This is a genomic window from Streptomyces sp. NPDC087300 (genome assembly GCF_044744425.1).
GTDB lineage: Bacteria > Actinomycetota > Actinomycetes > Streptomycetales > Streptomycetaceae > Streptomyces.
Genome location: NZ_JBIUYI010000001.1, coordinates 535,809 through 550,288, shown reverse-complemented (window position 1 = coordinate 550,288; position 14,480 = coordinate 535,809). Strand labels below are relative to the sequence as shown.

13 protein-coding genes are annotated in these 14,480 nt (G+C 69.8%); 7 read left to right on the top strand and 6 right to left on the bottom strand.

The window, feature by feature from the left end:
* From ACIO9J_RS02280 to ACIO9J_RS02265, 4 genes are read left to right on the top strand one after another with little or no spacing between them, the layout of a single operon-like run.
* The gene (locus ACIO9J_RS02280; RefSeq protein WP_401991150.1) at positions 1 to 2,766 is read left to right on the top strand and encodes a nitrate- and nitrite sensing domain-containing protein; all 2,766 of its coding nucleotides are present in this window, start codon (positions 1 to 3) and stop codon (positions 2,764 to 2,766) included.
* Complete coding sequence (locus tag ACIO9J_RS02275; RefSeq protein ID WP_401991147.1) at positions 2,763 to 3,197, top strand: roadblock/LC7 domain-containing protein; 435 nt, start codon at positions 2,763 to 2,765, stop codon at positions 3,195 to 3,197. Before ACIO9J_RS02280 ends, ACIO9J_RS02275 begins: the two co-directional genes overlap by 4 nt.
* A gap of 19 nt (positions 3,198 to 3,216) precedes the next feature.
* Positions 3,217 to 3,630, top strand: coding sequence for a DUF742 domain-containing protein (locus ACIO9J_RS02270; RefSeq protein ID WP_401991144.1), 414 nt, complete (start codon positions 3,217 to 3,219; stop codon positions 3,628 to 3,630).
* Positions 3,611 to 4,219: a GTP-binding protein gene (locus ACIO9J_RS02265; protein ID WP_401991141.1), complete on the top strand. Its 609-nt coding sequence runs from the start codon at positions 3,611 to 3,613 to the stop codon at positions 4,217 to 4,219. Before ACIO9J_RS02270 ends, ACIO9J_RS02265 begins: the two co-directional genes overlap by 20 nt.
* A 4-nt stretch (positions 4,220 to 4,223) precedes the next feature.
* Here ACIO9J_RS02265 and ACIO9J_RS02260 read toward each other — a convergent pair whose 3' ends face one another.
* Positions 4,224 to 4,652, bottom strand: coding sequence for a PPOX class F420-dependent oxidoreductase (locus tag ACIO9J_RS02260; protein ID WP_401991138.1), 429 nt, complete (start codon positions 4,650 to 4,652; stop codon positions 4,224 to 4,226).
* Between the two features lie 92 nt (positions 4,653 to 4,744).
* Between ACIO9J_RS02260 and ACIO9J_RS02255 the strand changes: the two genes are divergently transcribed.
* Positions 4,745 to 5,158, top strand: a complete 414-nt coding sequence (locus tag ACIO9J_RS02255; protein WP_401991135.1) for a roadblock/LC7 domain-containing protein — start codon at positions 4,745 to 4,747, stop codon at positions 5,156 to 5,158.
* Between the two features lie 110 nt (positions 5,159 to 5,268).
* Positions 5,269 to 6,219, top strand: coding sequence for a DUF6397 family protein (locus ACIO9J_RS02250; RefSeq protein ID WP_401991132.1), 951 nt, complete (start codon positions 5,269 to 5,271; stop codon positions 6,217 to 6,219).
* A 13-nt stretch (positions 6,220 to 6,232) separates the two neighbouring features.
* Here the strand turns inward: ACIO9J_RS02250 and ACIO9J_RS02245 are convergent, their stop codons facing one another.
* The 4 genes from ACIO9J_RS02245 to ACIO9J_RS02230 form a co-directional block, all read right to left on the bottom strand.
* Complete coding sequence (locus tag ACIO9J_RS02245) at positions 6,233 to 6,760, bottom strand: tetratricopeptide repeat protein (RefSeq protein WP_401993000.1); 528 nt, start codon at positions 6,758 to 6,760, stop codon at positions 6,233 to 6,235.
* 176 nt (positions 6,761 to 6,936) lie between these two features.
* Positions 6,937 to 8,130 carry a winged helix DNA-binding domain-containing protein gene (locus ACIO9J_RS02240; protein ID WP_401991129.1) on the bottom strand — a complete coding sequence of 398 codons (1,194 nt, stop codon included), beginning with the start codon at positions 8,128 to 8,130 and terminating at the stop codon, positions 6,937 to 6,939.
* Positions 8,131 to 8,155: 25 nt separating this feature from the next.
* Entirely contained in the window at positions 8,156 to 9,055 is a 900-nt protein-coding gene (locus ACIO9J_RS02235) for an acyl-CoA thioesterase (RefSeq protein ID WP_401991126.1), read from the bottom strand.
* A 46-nt stretch (positions 9,056 to 9,101) separates the two neighbouring features.
* The gene (locus tag ACIO9J_RS02230; RefSeq protein WP_401991123.1) at positions 9,102 to 11,615 is read right to left on the bottom strand and encodes a DEAD/DEAH box helicase; all 2,514 of its coding nucleotides are present in this window, start codon (positions 11,613 to 11,615) and stop codon (positions 9,102 to 9,104) included.
* 121 nt (positions 11,616 to 11,736) lie between these two features.
* On the opposite strand from ACIO9J_RS02230, the gene ACIO9J_RS02225 reads away from it, so the two are divergent.
* Positions 11,737 to 12,531: a metal-dependent hydrolase gene (locus tag ACIO9J_RS02225; RefSeq protein WP_401991120.1), complete on the top strand. Its 795-nt coding sequence runs from the start codon at positions 11,737 to 11,739 to the stop codon at positions 12,529 to 12,531.
* Between the two features lie 80 nt (positions 12,532 to 12,611).
* On the opposite strand, the gene ACIO9J_RS02220 is transcribed toward ACIO9J_RS02225, so the two are convergent.
* Positions 12,612 to 14,438, bottom strand: coding sequence for an ABC transporter ATP-binding protein (locus tag ACIO9J_RS02220; protein WP_401992997.1), 1,827 nt, complete (start codon positions 14,436 to 14,438; stop codon positions 12,612 to 12,614).
* Between the last annotated feature and the right edge of the window lie 42 nt (positions 14,439 to 14,480).

Sequence of the window (14,480 nt, the reverse complement as noted above, 5' to 3'; positions counted from 1 at the left end):
ATGCGCACACCCCGAAGCACCTCCGATCCTACCGACGGCGCCCTATCGCCAGAGGTGGTGCCCCCGGCGCGCGGCCGTCGTGCCCATGCGGGCCGGCCTGCCGACGAACGCGACGAACTCTTCTACGGAGACGAACACCTCTACGGAGAGGGCGACATCGCCGAACCCTTGGGGAATGGGACACCCACGCACGCGGGCCATTGGCGGCTGCGCCCCCGCACCGTGCGTGCCAAGATCGTTTGCCTGCTGATGGTGCCCGTCATCTCCCTGCTCGCCCTCTGGGGCTACGCGACGGTCAGCACGGCCCAGGACGTGGCCCGCCTGCGGCAACTGCAGCGCGTCGACACCGCCATCCGCACCCCCGTGGAAACGGCGATCACCTCCCTCCAGGCCGAACGGGTCGCCGCTGTGCGCTACGCCACGAAAGCGGACACTGGCCGTGGGGACGCTCTGAAGAAGCAGGGCGAGCGCACCGACCGGGCTGTGGCCAAGCTCCGGATCGGTGATGGCTCGACCGTCGCCGACGGAGCAGGGCTTCCCTCGCGCGTGGCCGACCGGCTGGACACGTTCCTCCATGCGGCGAGCGGAGTGCGAGCCCTGCGGAACGAGGTGCTCGACCGCCGTGTCGGCTGGGACACGGCGTACGGCCAGTACACCAAGACGATCACCCAGGCTTTTGGCGTCGGCGGCGCGCTCACCGGCATGCAGGACACCTCGGCAGGCTCCAACGCGCGCGTGTTGCTCGAATTCTCAAGGGCCGGAGAAATGCTGGCACGCGAGGACGCCGTGCTCGCCGGGGCCCGGCTCGACGGTTCCCTCGCGGGGCAGCGACTGCGGCTCTTCACTGGAGCCGTGGACACCCGAAGGACGCTGACGGAAACGTCGGTCGCGGACCTGCGCGGTCCGCAGCGGGCGGCTTGGCACAGCCTCGAAGCGAGGAGTGCGTACGACGACGTGCGCACCGTCGAGGACAAGGTACTGGTGGCACAGGCCGGCCCGAAGGCGCTCGGAGCGGCGCCGGCGAACACCTGGGACGACGCCTACGGAGAGGTGCGGAACAAGCTCAACGCGGTCGTGGACGACGCGCACCACGATGCCGCGAACCAGGCTGACCCGCTCACCCACGCGGTGCTCACACCCGCGGGTGCCGCCGTTCTCCTGGGACTCTTCGCCGTGGCCGCGTCCTTGGTCGTCTCCGTACGTATCGGCCGCGGACTGGTCGTCGAACTGGTCGGCCTGCGCAACGGCGCCCTGGAGATCGCTCGGCGCAAACTCCCCAACGCCATGCGGCGACTGCGCGCGGGGGAGGAGCTCGACGTCGATGCCGAGGCGCCTCCCGGACCACCGGCGGAGGACGAGACCGGACAGGTCGCCGAGGCGCTCGGCACCGTCCACCGGGCCGCTCTGCGCGCGGCGGTCGAGCGCGCCGAGCTGGCCAGCGGGATCTCTGGAGTCTTCGTCAACCTCGCCCGCAGGAGCCAGGTCCTCGTCCACCGCCAACTCAGCCTCCTGGACACCATGGAGCGCCGTGCCGAGGATCCCAACGAGCTCAGCGACCTCTTCCGTCTCGACCACCTGACCACCAGGATGCGGCGGCACGCGGAGAGCCTGATCATCCTCTCCGGAGCCGCACCTGGCCGGGCCTGGCGCATGCCGGTGTCCCTGACGAACGTGGTCCGCGCGGCGGTCTCCGAAGTCGAGGACTACGCGCGCGTGGAGGTACGCCAACTTCCCGGAGCCTCGGTCCTCGGCACGGCCGTCGCCGACCTGACCCACCTGCTTGCCGAACTCGTCGAGAACGCCGCGCAGTTCTCACCGCCGCACACCAAGGTGCGCGTCAACGGAGAACCGGTCGGCAACGGCTACGCCCTGGAGATCGAGGACCGCGGGCTCGGCATGGGGTCGGAGATGCTCGCCGAGGCCAACCGGCGCATTGAGCAGTCCGAGGCGCTCGACCTGTTCGACAGCGACCAACTCGGACTCTTCGTGGTCAGCAGGCTCGCGGCACGACACCACATCAAGGTGCATCTGCGGACATCTCCCTACGGAGGGACCACCGCGGTGGTGCTGCTTCCCACCGCGCTCCTGCACAGCGGCACGGCGGAGAGCACGCGGTCCGCCACGGTGGAGCGCGGGCGCTTCCCCGGAAGCCCCGGAAGCGAGCACGCACGCGTGGAAGGCGGTTCGGAACCCCGTGTGAACGGCAACTCCGTTCACGCCTCGGCGTCCCGCCCGGCGCTCGCCGCCGCCGTGGAGGCACCTCCACCGCCCGGTGTCACCACACTGCGGCCACACCGGGCGCGGAGCACCGCCTCCCCTGACGCGGGATCGTACGGGGGAGGGTCCCTCGACGTGGCGGGTGCCGACGCGCAAGCCTCCGACGCGCAAGTCGACGGTGCGCGAGCCGCCGATCCCCATGTCGCCGATGAACTGCGGGTCTCCAGAGTCCTCGACAGTCAAGGCGCGGACGCAGTCGGCCCCGCGCCAGGCACCGACGCCCCGGCCGACTCGGACACACTGCCCCGCCGGGTGCGGCAGGCGAGCCTCGCCCCCCAACTGCGCGAGCGCCGACCGGCGGAGGAGGCTCCCGCGGCGGTCCCGGGGGAGGAGGGCGAGCGCAGTCCGGAGCAGGTGCGAGCCCGCATGACCGCCTACCGCGACGGCTGGGCTCGCGGCGGCGGCCCGCTCCCGGGCATCGTCGGCTCGGTCCCCGACACCTCAGGGCCCGCACCGGGTCGAGACAGTAGTGAAGGAGACCGCGCATGATCCAGGATCAGAGCATCACCGCCGGACGGACCGGCGAACTCGACTGGTTGTTGGACGACTTGGTGCTGCGCGTCAGTGAGGTGCGGCATGCCGTGGTGTTGTCCAACGACGGCCTGCCCGTCGGCGCGTCGACCGCCCTCACCCGCGAGGACGCCGAGCACCTGGCCGCCGTCGCATCGGGGTTCCACAGCCTCGCCAAGGGGGCGGGCCGCCACTTCGGCGCAGGGGGCGTGCGCCAGACCATGGTCGAGATGGACGACGCCTTCCTGTTCGTGGCGGCCGCGGGCGACGGCTCCTGTCTCACGGTCCTGAGTTCCGTGACGGCCGACATCGGACTCGTGGCGTACGAGATGGCGCGGCTTGTCAAGCGGGTGGGCGAACACCTCTACACCCCGGCGCGGTTCGCCGCGCGACCGCCGGCCGCCGGATGATCGAGGGCGGTCGGACGCCATGACCGAGGAATCGAGCGGGCTCCCGCACCTGCCGGGCAGCCAGTGGTACGACAACGAAGCCGGACCCCTAGTCCGTCCCTACGCGATGACGGGTGGGCGCACCAAGCCCGGGCCGAGCGGCGTGCGCTTCGACCTGATCGCGCTCGTCACTCTCGACGGGAGCGCGCCAGGCCCAGACGACGACAACGCGCTCGGTCCCGAACACCGGGCGATCATCGAACTGTGCCGCACCGAGACGCAGTCCGTCGCCGAGCTCGCCGCGGGTGCCGATCTGCCCGTGGGCGTCGTCCGAGTGCTCCTGGGCGACTTGCTGGAGAGCGGCTGCGTCAAGGTCAGCCGCCCGGTGCCGCCCGCACAGCTACCCGACGAAAAGATCCTCCGTGAGGTGATCGATGGTCTCCGAGCACTCTGACGCCACCGGCGGCGACACCACCGCCATGGCGCTGAAGATCCTGGTCGCGGGCGGCTTCGGGGTGGGCAAGACCACCCTGGTCGGCGCGGTCAGTGAAATCCGTCCCCTGCGCACCGAGGAACTGCTCAGCGAGGTGGGCCAGTCGGTGGACGACACCGATGGCGTCGACCGCAAGACGACGACGACCGTGGCCATGGACTTTGGCCGCATCACCATCAGGTCGGGACTGTCGCTGTACCTGTTCGGCACACCAGGACAGGACCGTTTCTGGTTCCTGTGGGACGAGCTGTCACAGGGCGCCCTCGGAGCCGTCGTCCTCGCGGACACCCGACGGCTCGAGGACTGCTTCCCCGCCGTGGACTACTTCGAGCACCGTCGCATCCCGTTCGTCGTGGCAGTCAACTGCTTCGTGAACGCGCGTACGTACGGCGCGCACGAGGTGTCACGAGCCCTGGACCTCGACCGCGGAACCCCGGTGGTGCTGTGCGACGCACGGGATCGCGATTCAGGGAAGGAGGTGCTGATCCGGCTGGTCGAGTACGCCGGGCGGATGCATACCGCCCGGCTGCTCGACACGGTGGGCGGCTGAGACCTCAGTCGGAGACCGCTGCGTAGGCGAGCACCTTGTCGATCCGCACGCGCACCAGCAGTTCCCCCGGGACGCCGTTGCGTCGGCCGAACTCCTCGGCACGTTCCTCGCCCATGTAGCGCGCGCCGAGCCGGGCCGCCCAGTGACGGACCTGCTCGATGTCCTCACTGATCTCGGCGTGGCCTTGCAGGACGACGAAGGCGAACGGCGGCCGGTCGTCGTCCACGCACAGGGCCACGCGCCCGTCGCGGGCGATGTTGCGGCCCTTCACGGTCTCCTTCCCGGTGTTGAACACCAGGTCGTCCCCGTCGAGCAGGAACCAGATCGGGGCGATGTGCGGGCTGCCGTCGGCCCGGACGGTCGAGAGCTTGCCGGTGCGGGTCCCTTCGGAGACGAAGGCGTGCCACTGGTCATCAGTCATCTTCTGTGCCATGTCCTCATCATGCTTGCCGGGGCGCCGGTCGTGGGGAAGGCTGGCAGGTCAGATCCTCCAGCCAGGGGGAGCGGACTCGGGGAGACGGGAACATGGGGCAGAGCACGGGGCTCGGTTGGCTGCTGGACGACCTGACGCAGCGGATGGAACACGTACGGCACGCACTGGTCCTTTCGAATGACGGCCTCGTGACGGCCGCGAGCTCGGAGCTGAAGCGGGAGGACGCGGAGCATCTGGCGGCCGTCTCCTCGGGGCTGCACAGCTTGGCCAAGGGCTCAGGACGCCAGTTCAACGCGGGAAACGTGCGTCAGACGATGATCGAGTTCGATGACGCGGTTCTCTTCGTCACGGCGGCGGGCGACGGCAGTTGCCTCTGCGTCCTGAGTTCGGCCGAGGCCGACATCGGCCAGGTCGCGTACGAGATGACACTGCTGGTGAACCGGGTCGGCGAGCATCTGGGCGTGGGCGCGAGGCAGCCGGAACGCACGCCCATAGTGGACCTCTGACCTGCGCTGACACTGCCCCGTCAAGAGTTATCCACAGGCCGAGCGGAGATCGCGGTGATCGGGCTACGGTTTTTCCCGAGAGCAATCACGCCTCACGGGGGAGAACCACCATGACAAGCGACATCATCACGCCGTCCACCACCACGAAGCCCGCGCAGCAGTCGGCCGCGCCGAGTCGTGCCGCACGGGAACTGGAGCTGAAACGCGGCGAGTTCGAACTCGCCGTGATGCTGGGGCGGGTGCACACCATCGGTGACGCGGTCGGCGGTCAGCGCCGCGTCACCCGCGAGGAGATCGACCGCGTGCGCGGGAGCGAAGGATTTCCCGAGGCGCTGCGGGAGAGCGTCAGAGCCGTGGGCACCACGGAAGGCGCGGCGCTGATGGACATCACCACGGCCCGCTTCACCCGACTCGCCCGGGCTGGCGCGCTGACGCCGGTGAAGTGGTACTTGAACAGGTATCGCGCCGTCGTCTGGCTCTATCTGGCCGAAGAGCTCAAGCAGTTCGCCCAGACCGAGGAGAACGCCTGTCTGCTCACCGGGCGCGCCCCGGAGCCGATGCGCACCCGACTCGGAGAGGGCCAAGACCTGCGGGCGCGCAACTGGCGCGGTAGGCACACCGGCTTCCTGCTCCGACAGGCCGAGGATCCATGGGAGCGCGCCGCCGTCATGGCATCGCTGCTCGACCCGGTGCAGATCGCAGAGATCGTCAGGGATCCCTACGAACGTGCCTACTTGAACCGGCTCAAGCCCTTGCCGCGCACGCACAGCGCACCGGACTCGCCCGCCGCGCTGATCGCCGAAAGGATCACGACCGCCGACGATCCCGACGAGATCCGATGGCTCCGCTCCAGCCTGCTGATCGGCCTCATCCAGGCACGCGGACAGCGACCGGCGCCACGCCCCGCACCGCGGCGGCCTGTACCCCCACCTGCGGATCATGTCGCGAGTTCGGGGGTACGCCGGGACACGGCCGCCGAAGCCGAAGCTGCGGGAGAGGTGACGGCCGGGTCGGACGAGTCACGCGGCTTGCGCAAATGGCTGCGCCGAAGGCGGGCGTAGGACGCGGCCGGCCTCACGTCGTCGCGTCGAGGTCCTTGGCGTAGAACTCGATGGCGGGCCGATAGCCCACGATCTCCGGAGCACTGCTCGTGGCGGCTAGCAGCGTCAGGAGCATCTGCATCGCTTCATGGGCCCGGTCGGTGTTGTACAAAGCCATCGCCAGGAACGTCTTCAGCGCGGCGTCATCGGGGAACTCGGCGGCAGCGTCGGTGAGGGTGACGACGGCGTCCTCGTAGCGCCCCAGGGTGCGATAGGTGCTGCCCAGGCCCAGGAGGGCGCCCCGGCGATCATCCTCGGTCAGGCCCGGTGCTTCGAGGGCGCGCTCGTAGTACGGGACGGCCTCTGCCTCCAGGCCGAGCGTGTCGTGGACCCACGCGGTCTGATAGGCCACTTCCGCATCGTCGGGGAAGCGGGCGGCCAGAGCGACGAGTTGCTCCTTGGCCTCCTCGCGCCGACCGGCTTCGCGGAGCCGTGTGGACTCCGCGAGTACCTCATCTCTGTCCACGTTTCCTACGTTGCCCACGCCGCCGACCCCGTCCATACCTGTTTCCCGGCCTTCCCATTTTTCATTTTCGCGCGCCGCGTCACCGTGGTGCGCGCTGAATGCGCTGGCCCGCCCCGTCGGCTTCGTCTCTGGGGCGGCCGGTGCGGAGAACGCGACGCAGAACGGAGGCACACATGTCCTTGCAAACCTGGCCGAGGCCCGCCGCGCGGGCGTCAGCCGGCAAGTTCCTCTTCGAGCTGGGTGCGGCGCCGAGCGCGAGCGGTGAGCCGTACGCCGCCCAGGCGCGAGGCGAGACGCTCGGCCTCGATCGCGACCGCGTCCCGGGCGTCCGCTCCTACGTCTTCCAGGAACCGGCAGACGATCTCACCGTCACCGCTCTGGGTCCAGCCGCCCACGATGCGGCCGTTCCACCACAGGGACGGGCCGATGTTGCCGGTGCGGTCGAAGAGCCGAGGGCCGTGTTCGCCGAGGAACCAGCCGCGGTTCTGCCAGCCCATCGGGGTGGAGTCGAGCGAGGGCAGCAGGGCCGCCCAAGGTTCGGGCGCGGGCGTCTCGGCCAGGTCGTCCGGGAGGACCAGTCCCGGGGTTCCGTCCAAGTCGACCTCGACGGGGTGCAGTTCGGTCAGCGCCCGTTTCGTCTGGGTCTTGGTCCAGCCGGCCCACCAACGGAGGTCGTCGGCCGGTGCCGGGCCGAAGACGCGCAGCCAGTGCCGCGCGACCTCCGTCTCCGCATCCTGGACGTCCCAGTCCGCGAGGCCACCGGAGATCCAATCGGTGAGATGCGCCCAGCGGTACTGGTGCGACGTCCACGAGCCACGCGGGCGGGCACGCACCACACGGCCCTCCGCCGCCAGCAGCAGGAGCAGCCTGCTGGCCAGCCGCTGCTTGCTCTCGTAGCTCTTACCGGGTGCCATGAGCAGTTCGAGGCTCAACCGCGGATCATCGCCCGCCATCTCGGTAGCCGTCGCCTCGCCTCGCTCCTTGAGGGCCCGCAGGGCTACTTCCTCGGTCTCGGCAAGCCAAGCCGCGGTTCCTGCGGCGTCGGAGGCGACCCCGGTCTCGGCCAGCATGCGCAGCAGCAGGCGGCGCTCGCGCGCGGCGACGGGATGGGAACAGGCGGCCTGCAACATGGGAGCGATGTCCAAGGACGCCACAAAGACCGTACGCCGCATGCCCATGAAGCGGATCAGCGAGCGGTCCTCGTACAGAGCACGTTCCACATCGGCGACGCAGCCGTCCTTCATGCGCGCCCACGCACCCACATACACCGACGACGGGTCGCTGCCGTGCAGCGCGAGCATCGAGCGCGCCACATCGGTCGGATCGTCCGCTCTGGTGTCCTTGGTCAGCCGGTGGCGCAGCGCCAGACGCGCCCGCCGCTCCGCCACGTCGATTCGTCGCACCATGCCTCCTACAGGAACTCCGTGTTCCTCACGTGGCGGTCGGGGCGTCCATGTGTCGTTCCCCGTAGGGCCGGAAGAGCCCTTCTTGCACGACCGACACCAACAGCCTGCCCTCAGTGTCGTAGATGCGGCCTCGCGCGAGCCCACGGCCCCCCGTCGCGATGGGGGACTCCTGGTCATAGAGGAACCACTCGTCCGCACGGAAGGGGCGGTGGAACCACATGGCGTGATCGAGTGACGCCATGTCGAAGCCGCGCCGACCCCAGAGCGGCTCCACCGGGATGCGGACGGCGTCCAGGAGGGTCATGTCGCTCGCGTACGTGAGGGCGCAGGTGTGCACGAGCGGGTCGTCGCCCAGTGGTCCGACGGCACGCATCCACACGGCGCTGCGCGGCTCGGCGTCCTTGATCTCCTCGTCGGACCAGCGCAACCGGTCCACATAGCGGATGTCGAAGGGCTGACGCCGGGCCATGCGCTCCAACTGCTCGGGAAGCGCGCCGAGGTGCTCCTTGATCTCCTCGGCGACTGTCGGCAGCGACTCCGGGGAAGGAGCCGCGATGCGCGGCGGCAACTGGTGCTCGAAGGCGCCCTGTTCTGGGTGATGAAAGGAGGCGGTCAGGTTGAAGATGGTGCGGCCCTGCTGGACGGCGGTGACGCGGCGCGTGGTGAAGGACCGCCCGTCCCTGACCCGTTCGACCTGGTACACGATGGGCACCCCGGGGCGCCCCGGACGCAGGAAGTACGCGTGCAGCGAGTGCACCGGGCGGTCGCCCTCGGTGGTGCGGCCCGCCGCCACCAGGGCCTGTCCGGCGACCTGCCCGCCGAACACCCGCTGCAGGGATTCCTCCGGGCTGCGGCCACGGAAGATGTTGAGCTCGATCTGCTCCAGGTCCAGCAGATCGACCAAGCGGTCGGCGGGGTTGCTCATGACAGTTCCTCGACTCCTGTCCGGGGCGAACGGATCCTCGGGGCGCTCAGAGCTGGCCGACGTCCGTGACCCGGACGATGGCGCGGCCCTCCTCGTCGGAAGCCGCGAGATCGACTTCCGCGCTGATGCCCCAGTCATGGTCGCCGTTCGGGTCGGCGAACGTCTGGCGGACGCGCCACAGGCCGTGCTCGGAATCCTCCTCGATGAGCAACAGCTTCGGGCCACGCGCGTCCGGGCCGGTGCCGAGATCTTCGTACTCGTCCCAGTACTTGTCCATGGCCTCGCCCCAGGCGTCGGCGTCCCAGCCGGACTCGCCGTCCAGCTCACCCAGCTCCTGCACGTGGTCGAGGGCGGCCAGCTCCACCCGGCGGAACAGCGCGTTGCGCACCAGGACACGGAAGGCGCGGGCGTTGGCCGTGACCGGCTTGACCTGGTCGGCCCTCTCCTGCGCCTCCTCGGCCGTCATGACCTCCGGATTGGCGAGCTGCTCCCACTCGTCCAGCAGGCTGGAGTCGACCTGGCGGACCATCTCGCCGAGCCAGGCGATGAGGTCCTCGAGGTCCTCGGACTTCAGGTCGTCGGGGATGGTGTGCTCAAGAGCCTTGTACGCGCTCGCGAGGTAACGCAGCACGATGCCCTCGGTGCGGGCGAGCTCGTAGAAGGACGTGAACTCCGTGAAGGAGAGCGCCCGTTCGTACATGTCGCGGATGACGGACTTCGGGGAGAGCGGGTGGTCGCCGACCCACGGGTGGCTCGTGCGGTACGTGTTGTACGCGTGGAAGAGCAGCTCCTCCAGGGGCTTCGGGTACGTGATGTCCTGGAGCCGCTCCATGCGGTCCTCGTACTCGACGCCGTCCGCCTTCATCAGCGCCACGGCCTCGCCACGCGCCTTGTTCTGCTGGGCGGCGAGGATCTGGCGCGGGTCGTCGAGCGTGGACTCCACGACGGACACCATGTCCAGGGCGTACGAGGGGGACTCGGGGTCGAGGACCTCGAAGGAGGCGAGGGCGAACGTGGACAGCGGCTGGTTCAGCGCGAAGTCCTGCTGCAGGTCGACGGTCAGACGCACGATGCGACCGGTGGAGTCCGGCTCGTCCAGCTTCTCCACCACGCCGCCGTCGAGAAGCGAGCGGTAGATCGCGATGGCCCTGCGGATGTGCCGCAACTGCTGCTTGCGGGGCTCGTGGTTGTCCTCGAGGAGATGTCGCATCGCCTCGAAGGCGTTGCCGGGGCGGGCGATCACCGAGAGCAGCATGGTGTGGGTGACCCGGAAGCGGGACGTCAGCGGTTCCGGCTCGGAGCCGATCAGCTTCTCGAAGGTGCTCTCGGACCAGGCGACGAAGCCGTCGGGAGCCTTCTTGCGGACCACCTTGCGGCGCTTCTTCGCGTCATCGCCGGCCTTGGCGAGCGCCTTCTCGTTCTCGATCACGTGCTCGGGAGCCTGAGCCACCACGAGCCCCGCCGTGTCGAACCCCGCTCGACCGGCACGTCCGGCGATCTGGTGGAACTCCCGCGCGCGCAGCGTGCGGACACGATTGCCGTCGTACTTGGTGAGCGCGGTGAACAGCACCGTGCGGATCGGGACGTTGACTCCGACGCCCAGCGTGTCCGTCCCGCAGATGACCTTCAGGAGACCCGCCTGGGCGAGCTTCTCCACCAGGCGCCGGTACTTGGGCAGCATGCCGGCGTGGTGCACGCCGATTCCGTGGCGCACGTAGCGGGAGAGGTTGCGGCCGAACTTGGTGGTGAAGCGGAAGCTGCCGATCAAGTCGGCGATCTTGTCCTTCTCCTCACGCGTACACATGTTGATGCTCATCAGCGACTGCGCGCGCTCGACGGCCTGCGCCTGCGTGAAGTGCACGATGTAGACCGGTGCCTGCTTGGTCTCCAGGAGCTCGGTGATCGTCTCCGTGATGGGCGTCAGCCGGTACTCGTACGACAGAGGGACCGGGCGCGTCGCCGAGCGGACGACCGAGGTGGGGCGGCCGGTGCGGCGCGTCAGGTCCTTCTCGAACATGGCGACGTCGCCGAGGGTCGCCGACATGAGGATGAACTGCGCCTGGGGCAGTTCGAGCAGCGGGATCTGCCAGGCCCAGCCGCGGTCCGGCTCGGCGTAGAAGTGGAACTCGTCCATCACGACCTGGCCGATGTCGGCTTGCTTGCCGTCACGCAGTGCGATGGAGGCGAGGACCTCGGCCGTGCAGCAGATGACGGGGGCGTCCGCGTTGACGGAGGCGTCACCGGTGAGCATGCCGACGTTCTCGGTGCCGAACAGCTTGCACAGGTCGAAGAACTTCTCCGAGACCAGTGCCTTGATGGGGGCCGTGTAGAAGGTGACCTTGTCCTGGGCCAAGGCCGTGAAGTGGGCGCCGGCGGCGACCAGACTCTTGCCGGAGCCCGTGGGCGTGGACAAGATCACGTTGGCCCCGGAGACCACCTCGATCAGCGCCTCCTCCTGGGCCGGGTAGAGAGTGATCCCCTGGTCCTCGGCCCACGACGAGAAGGCTTCGAAGAGGGCATCGGGGTCGGCATCCGGCGGCAGCTGATCGATAAGGGTCACACCCCCATCTTGCCTTCCTTCTCACTCGATCAGGGAACCGGAGGTCCCCACGAAGATCACGAACGCTACGCTGTGTCGCCAACGGGGCGTCAGTTCAACGGAAATGGGGCGGGCAACAAAAATGATGGGACCGGCACACTCACTGTCGGGGGCGGCGGCCTGGCTCGGTGTCGGAGCGGCCGCGGCGGCCGCCGGACACACGATGCCCTGGCCGGTCCTGCTGGTGGGAGCACTGATCTGCGCCGGGGCGGCCCTCGCGCCCGACCTCGACCACAAGTCGGCCACCATCTCGCGTGCCTTCGGCCCCGTCTCCAAGGGTCTGTGCGAGATCGTCGACAAGCTCTCGTACGCCGTCTACAAGGCGACCCGCAAGCAGGGCGACCCGCGCCGTTCGGGCGGGCACCGCACGCTCACGCACACCTGGCTGTGGGCGGTGCTGATAGGAGCGGGCGCCTCGGCCCTGGCGATCTTCGGCGGCCGCTGGGCGGTCCTCGGCATCCTCTTCGTCCACATGGTGCTGGCCATCGAAGGCCTGCTGTGGCGGGCGGCGCGCGGGTCGAGCAGCGATGTGCTGGTGTGGCTGCTCGCGGCGACGAGCGCGTGGATCCTCGCCGGAGTGCTCGACAAGCCGGGCAATGGCGCGGACTGGCTGTTCACGGCGCCGGGCCAGGAGTACCTGTGGCTGGGGCTGCCGATCGTGCTCGGCGCCCTCGTGCACGATTTCGGGGACGCGCTGACGGTCTCCGGGTGCCCGGTCCTGTGGCCCATCCCCATCGGCCGCAAGCGCTGGTACCCGATCGGGCCGCCGAAGATGATGCGCTTCCGGGCCGGGAGCTGGATCGAGCTCAAGGTGCTGATGCCGGTGTTCATGCTCCTCGGCGGAGTCGGCGGAGCGGCCGCGCTCAACTTCATCTGAGGGGCCGCCGACTTCATTCAGGGGAGCGCCGTTATCCGGGGGAGCGCCTTTTTCCGGGAGACCGTCGCGCCTGGCGCGGTTCAGTCGGCTGCCGGGCGCTCCTCGGGCCGGGAATGCCAGGAGTGCCAGAGCTCGGCGTAGGCGCCGTCGGCCGCCACCAGATCGTCGTGGGTGCCCAGCTCGGTGACCCGGCCGTCCTCCATCACCGCGACGCGATCCGCGTCATGGGCCGTCTGCAGGCGGTGGGCGATGGCGATGACGGTCCGGCCGTGGAGCACGGCGGCGAGCGCCCGCTCCGTGTGGCGAGCCGTCGTCGGGTCCAGGAGCGCGGTTGCCTCGTCGAGGATCAGGGTGTGCGGGTCGGCGAGGACGACACGGGCGAGCGCCAACTGCTGGGCCTCGGCACCGTGCAGCAGACGGCCGCCGGGGCCGAGCCCGGCGTCGAGCCCGTGCTCGAGCCCTTGTGCCCAGTCGGCGCCGACCGCGGTGAGGGCGGCCCACAGCTCGGTGTCGGTCGCGGATTCCGCGGCGATCCGCAGATTGTCACGGACGGTGCCGAGGAACACATGGTGCTCCTGCGTGACCAGGACGACCTGGCGGCGCAGCCGGTCGGGCGACAGCTCGGCGATCGGCGTCCGGCCCACGGTCACCGTGCCCTTCACCGGTGCGTCGATGCCCGCGAGCAACCGGCTCAGGGTGGTCTTGCCCGCGCCGGAGGGCCCGACGATGGCGAGACGCTCACCGGGGCGGACCGTCAGGTCCACATTCCGCAGGACTTCGGGGCCGTCGCCGTAGGCGAAGGAGACACCGTCGACGTCGATCCGGTCGTCGGCCGGAACGCCGGCCTCTCCAGCCTCTCCGACCCCCTTCACCGCGCGTCGGGCGTCCGGCACCTCCGCGGAAGTGGAGCCGGAGCTTACGGACGCCCCCGTTTTCTCTCCGGTCGTCCCGGCCAGTCCCTCGACCCGGGCGAAGGACGCACTGCTGCTCTGCAACTGCTCGACCTGCTGCAGGATCGTGTCCAACGGCTGGGAGAGCTGCCGCAGGTACAGGGCGCAGGCCACGACCGAGCCCAGGCTCACCGAGCCGTGGTCGTGCAGTACGCCGCCGATGAGCAGAACGGCGACCACGGGCACGGCGTACGAGATGTCGATGCAGGGGAACAGGACGCTGCGCAGGTGGAGCGTCCGCTCACGCGCGGTGATGCATCGCACGATCTGCTTCTCGCTCTCCGCGACACGGCGCTCCCGCAGGCCGAAGGCCTCCACGGTGCGGGCTCCGGACGCGGTGGCGGCGAGCACCTCGGCGAGGGTGGAGTGGGCCGCGCCCTCTTCGAGGTAGGCGGCATGCGCACGGCGCAGGTACCAGCGGGTGGCGAACCAGATCCCGACGAGGCCGAGCAGGCCGCAGGCGCCGAGCAGCGGATCGAGGAGGAAGACCGCGCCGAGGATGAAGAGGGCCTGGACCGCCGCCACGAAGACGTCGGGGCCTGTGTCGCGCAGTGTCTGGCCGGCCGTCGCGACATCGGTGGTGCCGCGTGCTGTCAGATCTCCTGCTCCGGCGCGTTCCACGACCGAGGCGGGCAGGGCCAGAGCCCGGTCGACGAACTGCTCGCGGATGCGGGCCAGGGTGCGTTCGCCGAAGCGGTGGCCGAGGTAGCGGGCGTGCCGGGACAGGAGGAGTTGTGCGACGGCCCCGGCGAGGATGCCGAGGGCGAGGCGGTCCACGGTGGCGACGCTTCCACCGTCCTTGACGGTATTGATGATGCGCCCCAGGAGCCAGGGCCCGACCAGCCCCGCCGCGGCGGCAAGCGCGTTGAAGATGATCATGGCGCTGAACGCGCGGCGGTCCTGCCGGATGAGGCGCAGCGCGGCGCGGCGGACCTGGCGGGGCTCCGCGACGGGCAGGTGGCCCGGCGGCTGGGGGCGGGGCTCGGACCTGACCGACCG

Bases quoted from the DNA above. Each gene is read 5' to 3' on its own strand.
- ACIO9J_RS02280 (WP_401991150.1), top strand. From the start codon at position 1: ATGCGCACACCCCGAAGCACCTCCGATCCTACCGACGGCGCCCTATCG.
- ACIO9J_RS02275 (WP_401991147.1), top strand. From the start codon at position 2,763: ATGATCCAGGATCAGAGCATCACCGCCGGACGGACCGGCGAACTCGAC.
- ACIO9J_RS02270 (WP_401991144.1), top strand. From the start codon at position 3,217: ATGACCGAGGAATCGAGCGGGCTCCCGCACCTGCCGGGCAGCCAGTGG.
- ACIO9J_RS02265 (WP_401991141.1), top strand. From the start codon at position 3,611: ATGGTCTCCGAGCACTCTGACGCCACCGGCGGCGACACCACCGCCATG.
- ACIO9J_RS02260 (WP_401991138.1), bottom strand. From the start codon at position 4,652: ATGGCACAGAAGATGACTGATGACCAGTGGCACGCCTTCGTCTCCGAA.
- ACIO9J_RS02255 (WP_401991135.1), top strand. From the start codon at position 4,745: ATGGGGCAGAGCACGGGGCTCGGTTGGCTGCTGGACGACCTGACGCAG.
- ACIO9J_RS02250 (WP_401991132.1), top strand. From the start codon at position 5,269: ATGACAAGCGACATCATCACGCCGTCCACCACCACGAAGCCCGCGCAG.
- ACIO9J_RS02245 (WP_401993000.1), bottom strand. From the start codon at position 6,760: ATGGACGGGGTCGGCGGCGTGGGCAACGTAGGAAACGTGGACAGAGAT.
- ACIO9J_RS02240 (WP_401991129.1), bottom strand. From the start codon at position 8,130: ATGGTGCGACGAATCGACGTGGCGGAGCGGCGGGCGCGTCTGGCGCTG.
- ACIO9J_RS02235 (WP_401991126.1), bottom strand. From the start codon at position 9,055: ATGAGCAACCCCGCCGACCGCTTGGTCGATCTGCTGGACCTGGAGCAG.
- ACIO9J_RS02225 (WP_401991120.1), top strand. From the start codon at position 11,737: ATGATGGGACCGGCACACTCACTGTCGGGGGCGGCGGCCTGGCTCGGT.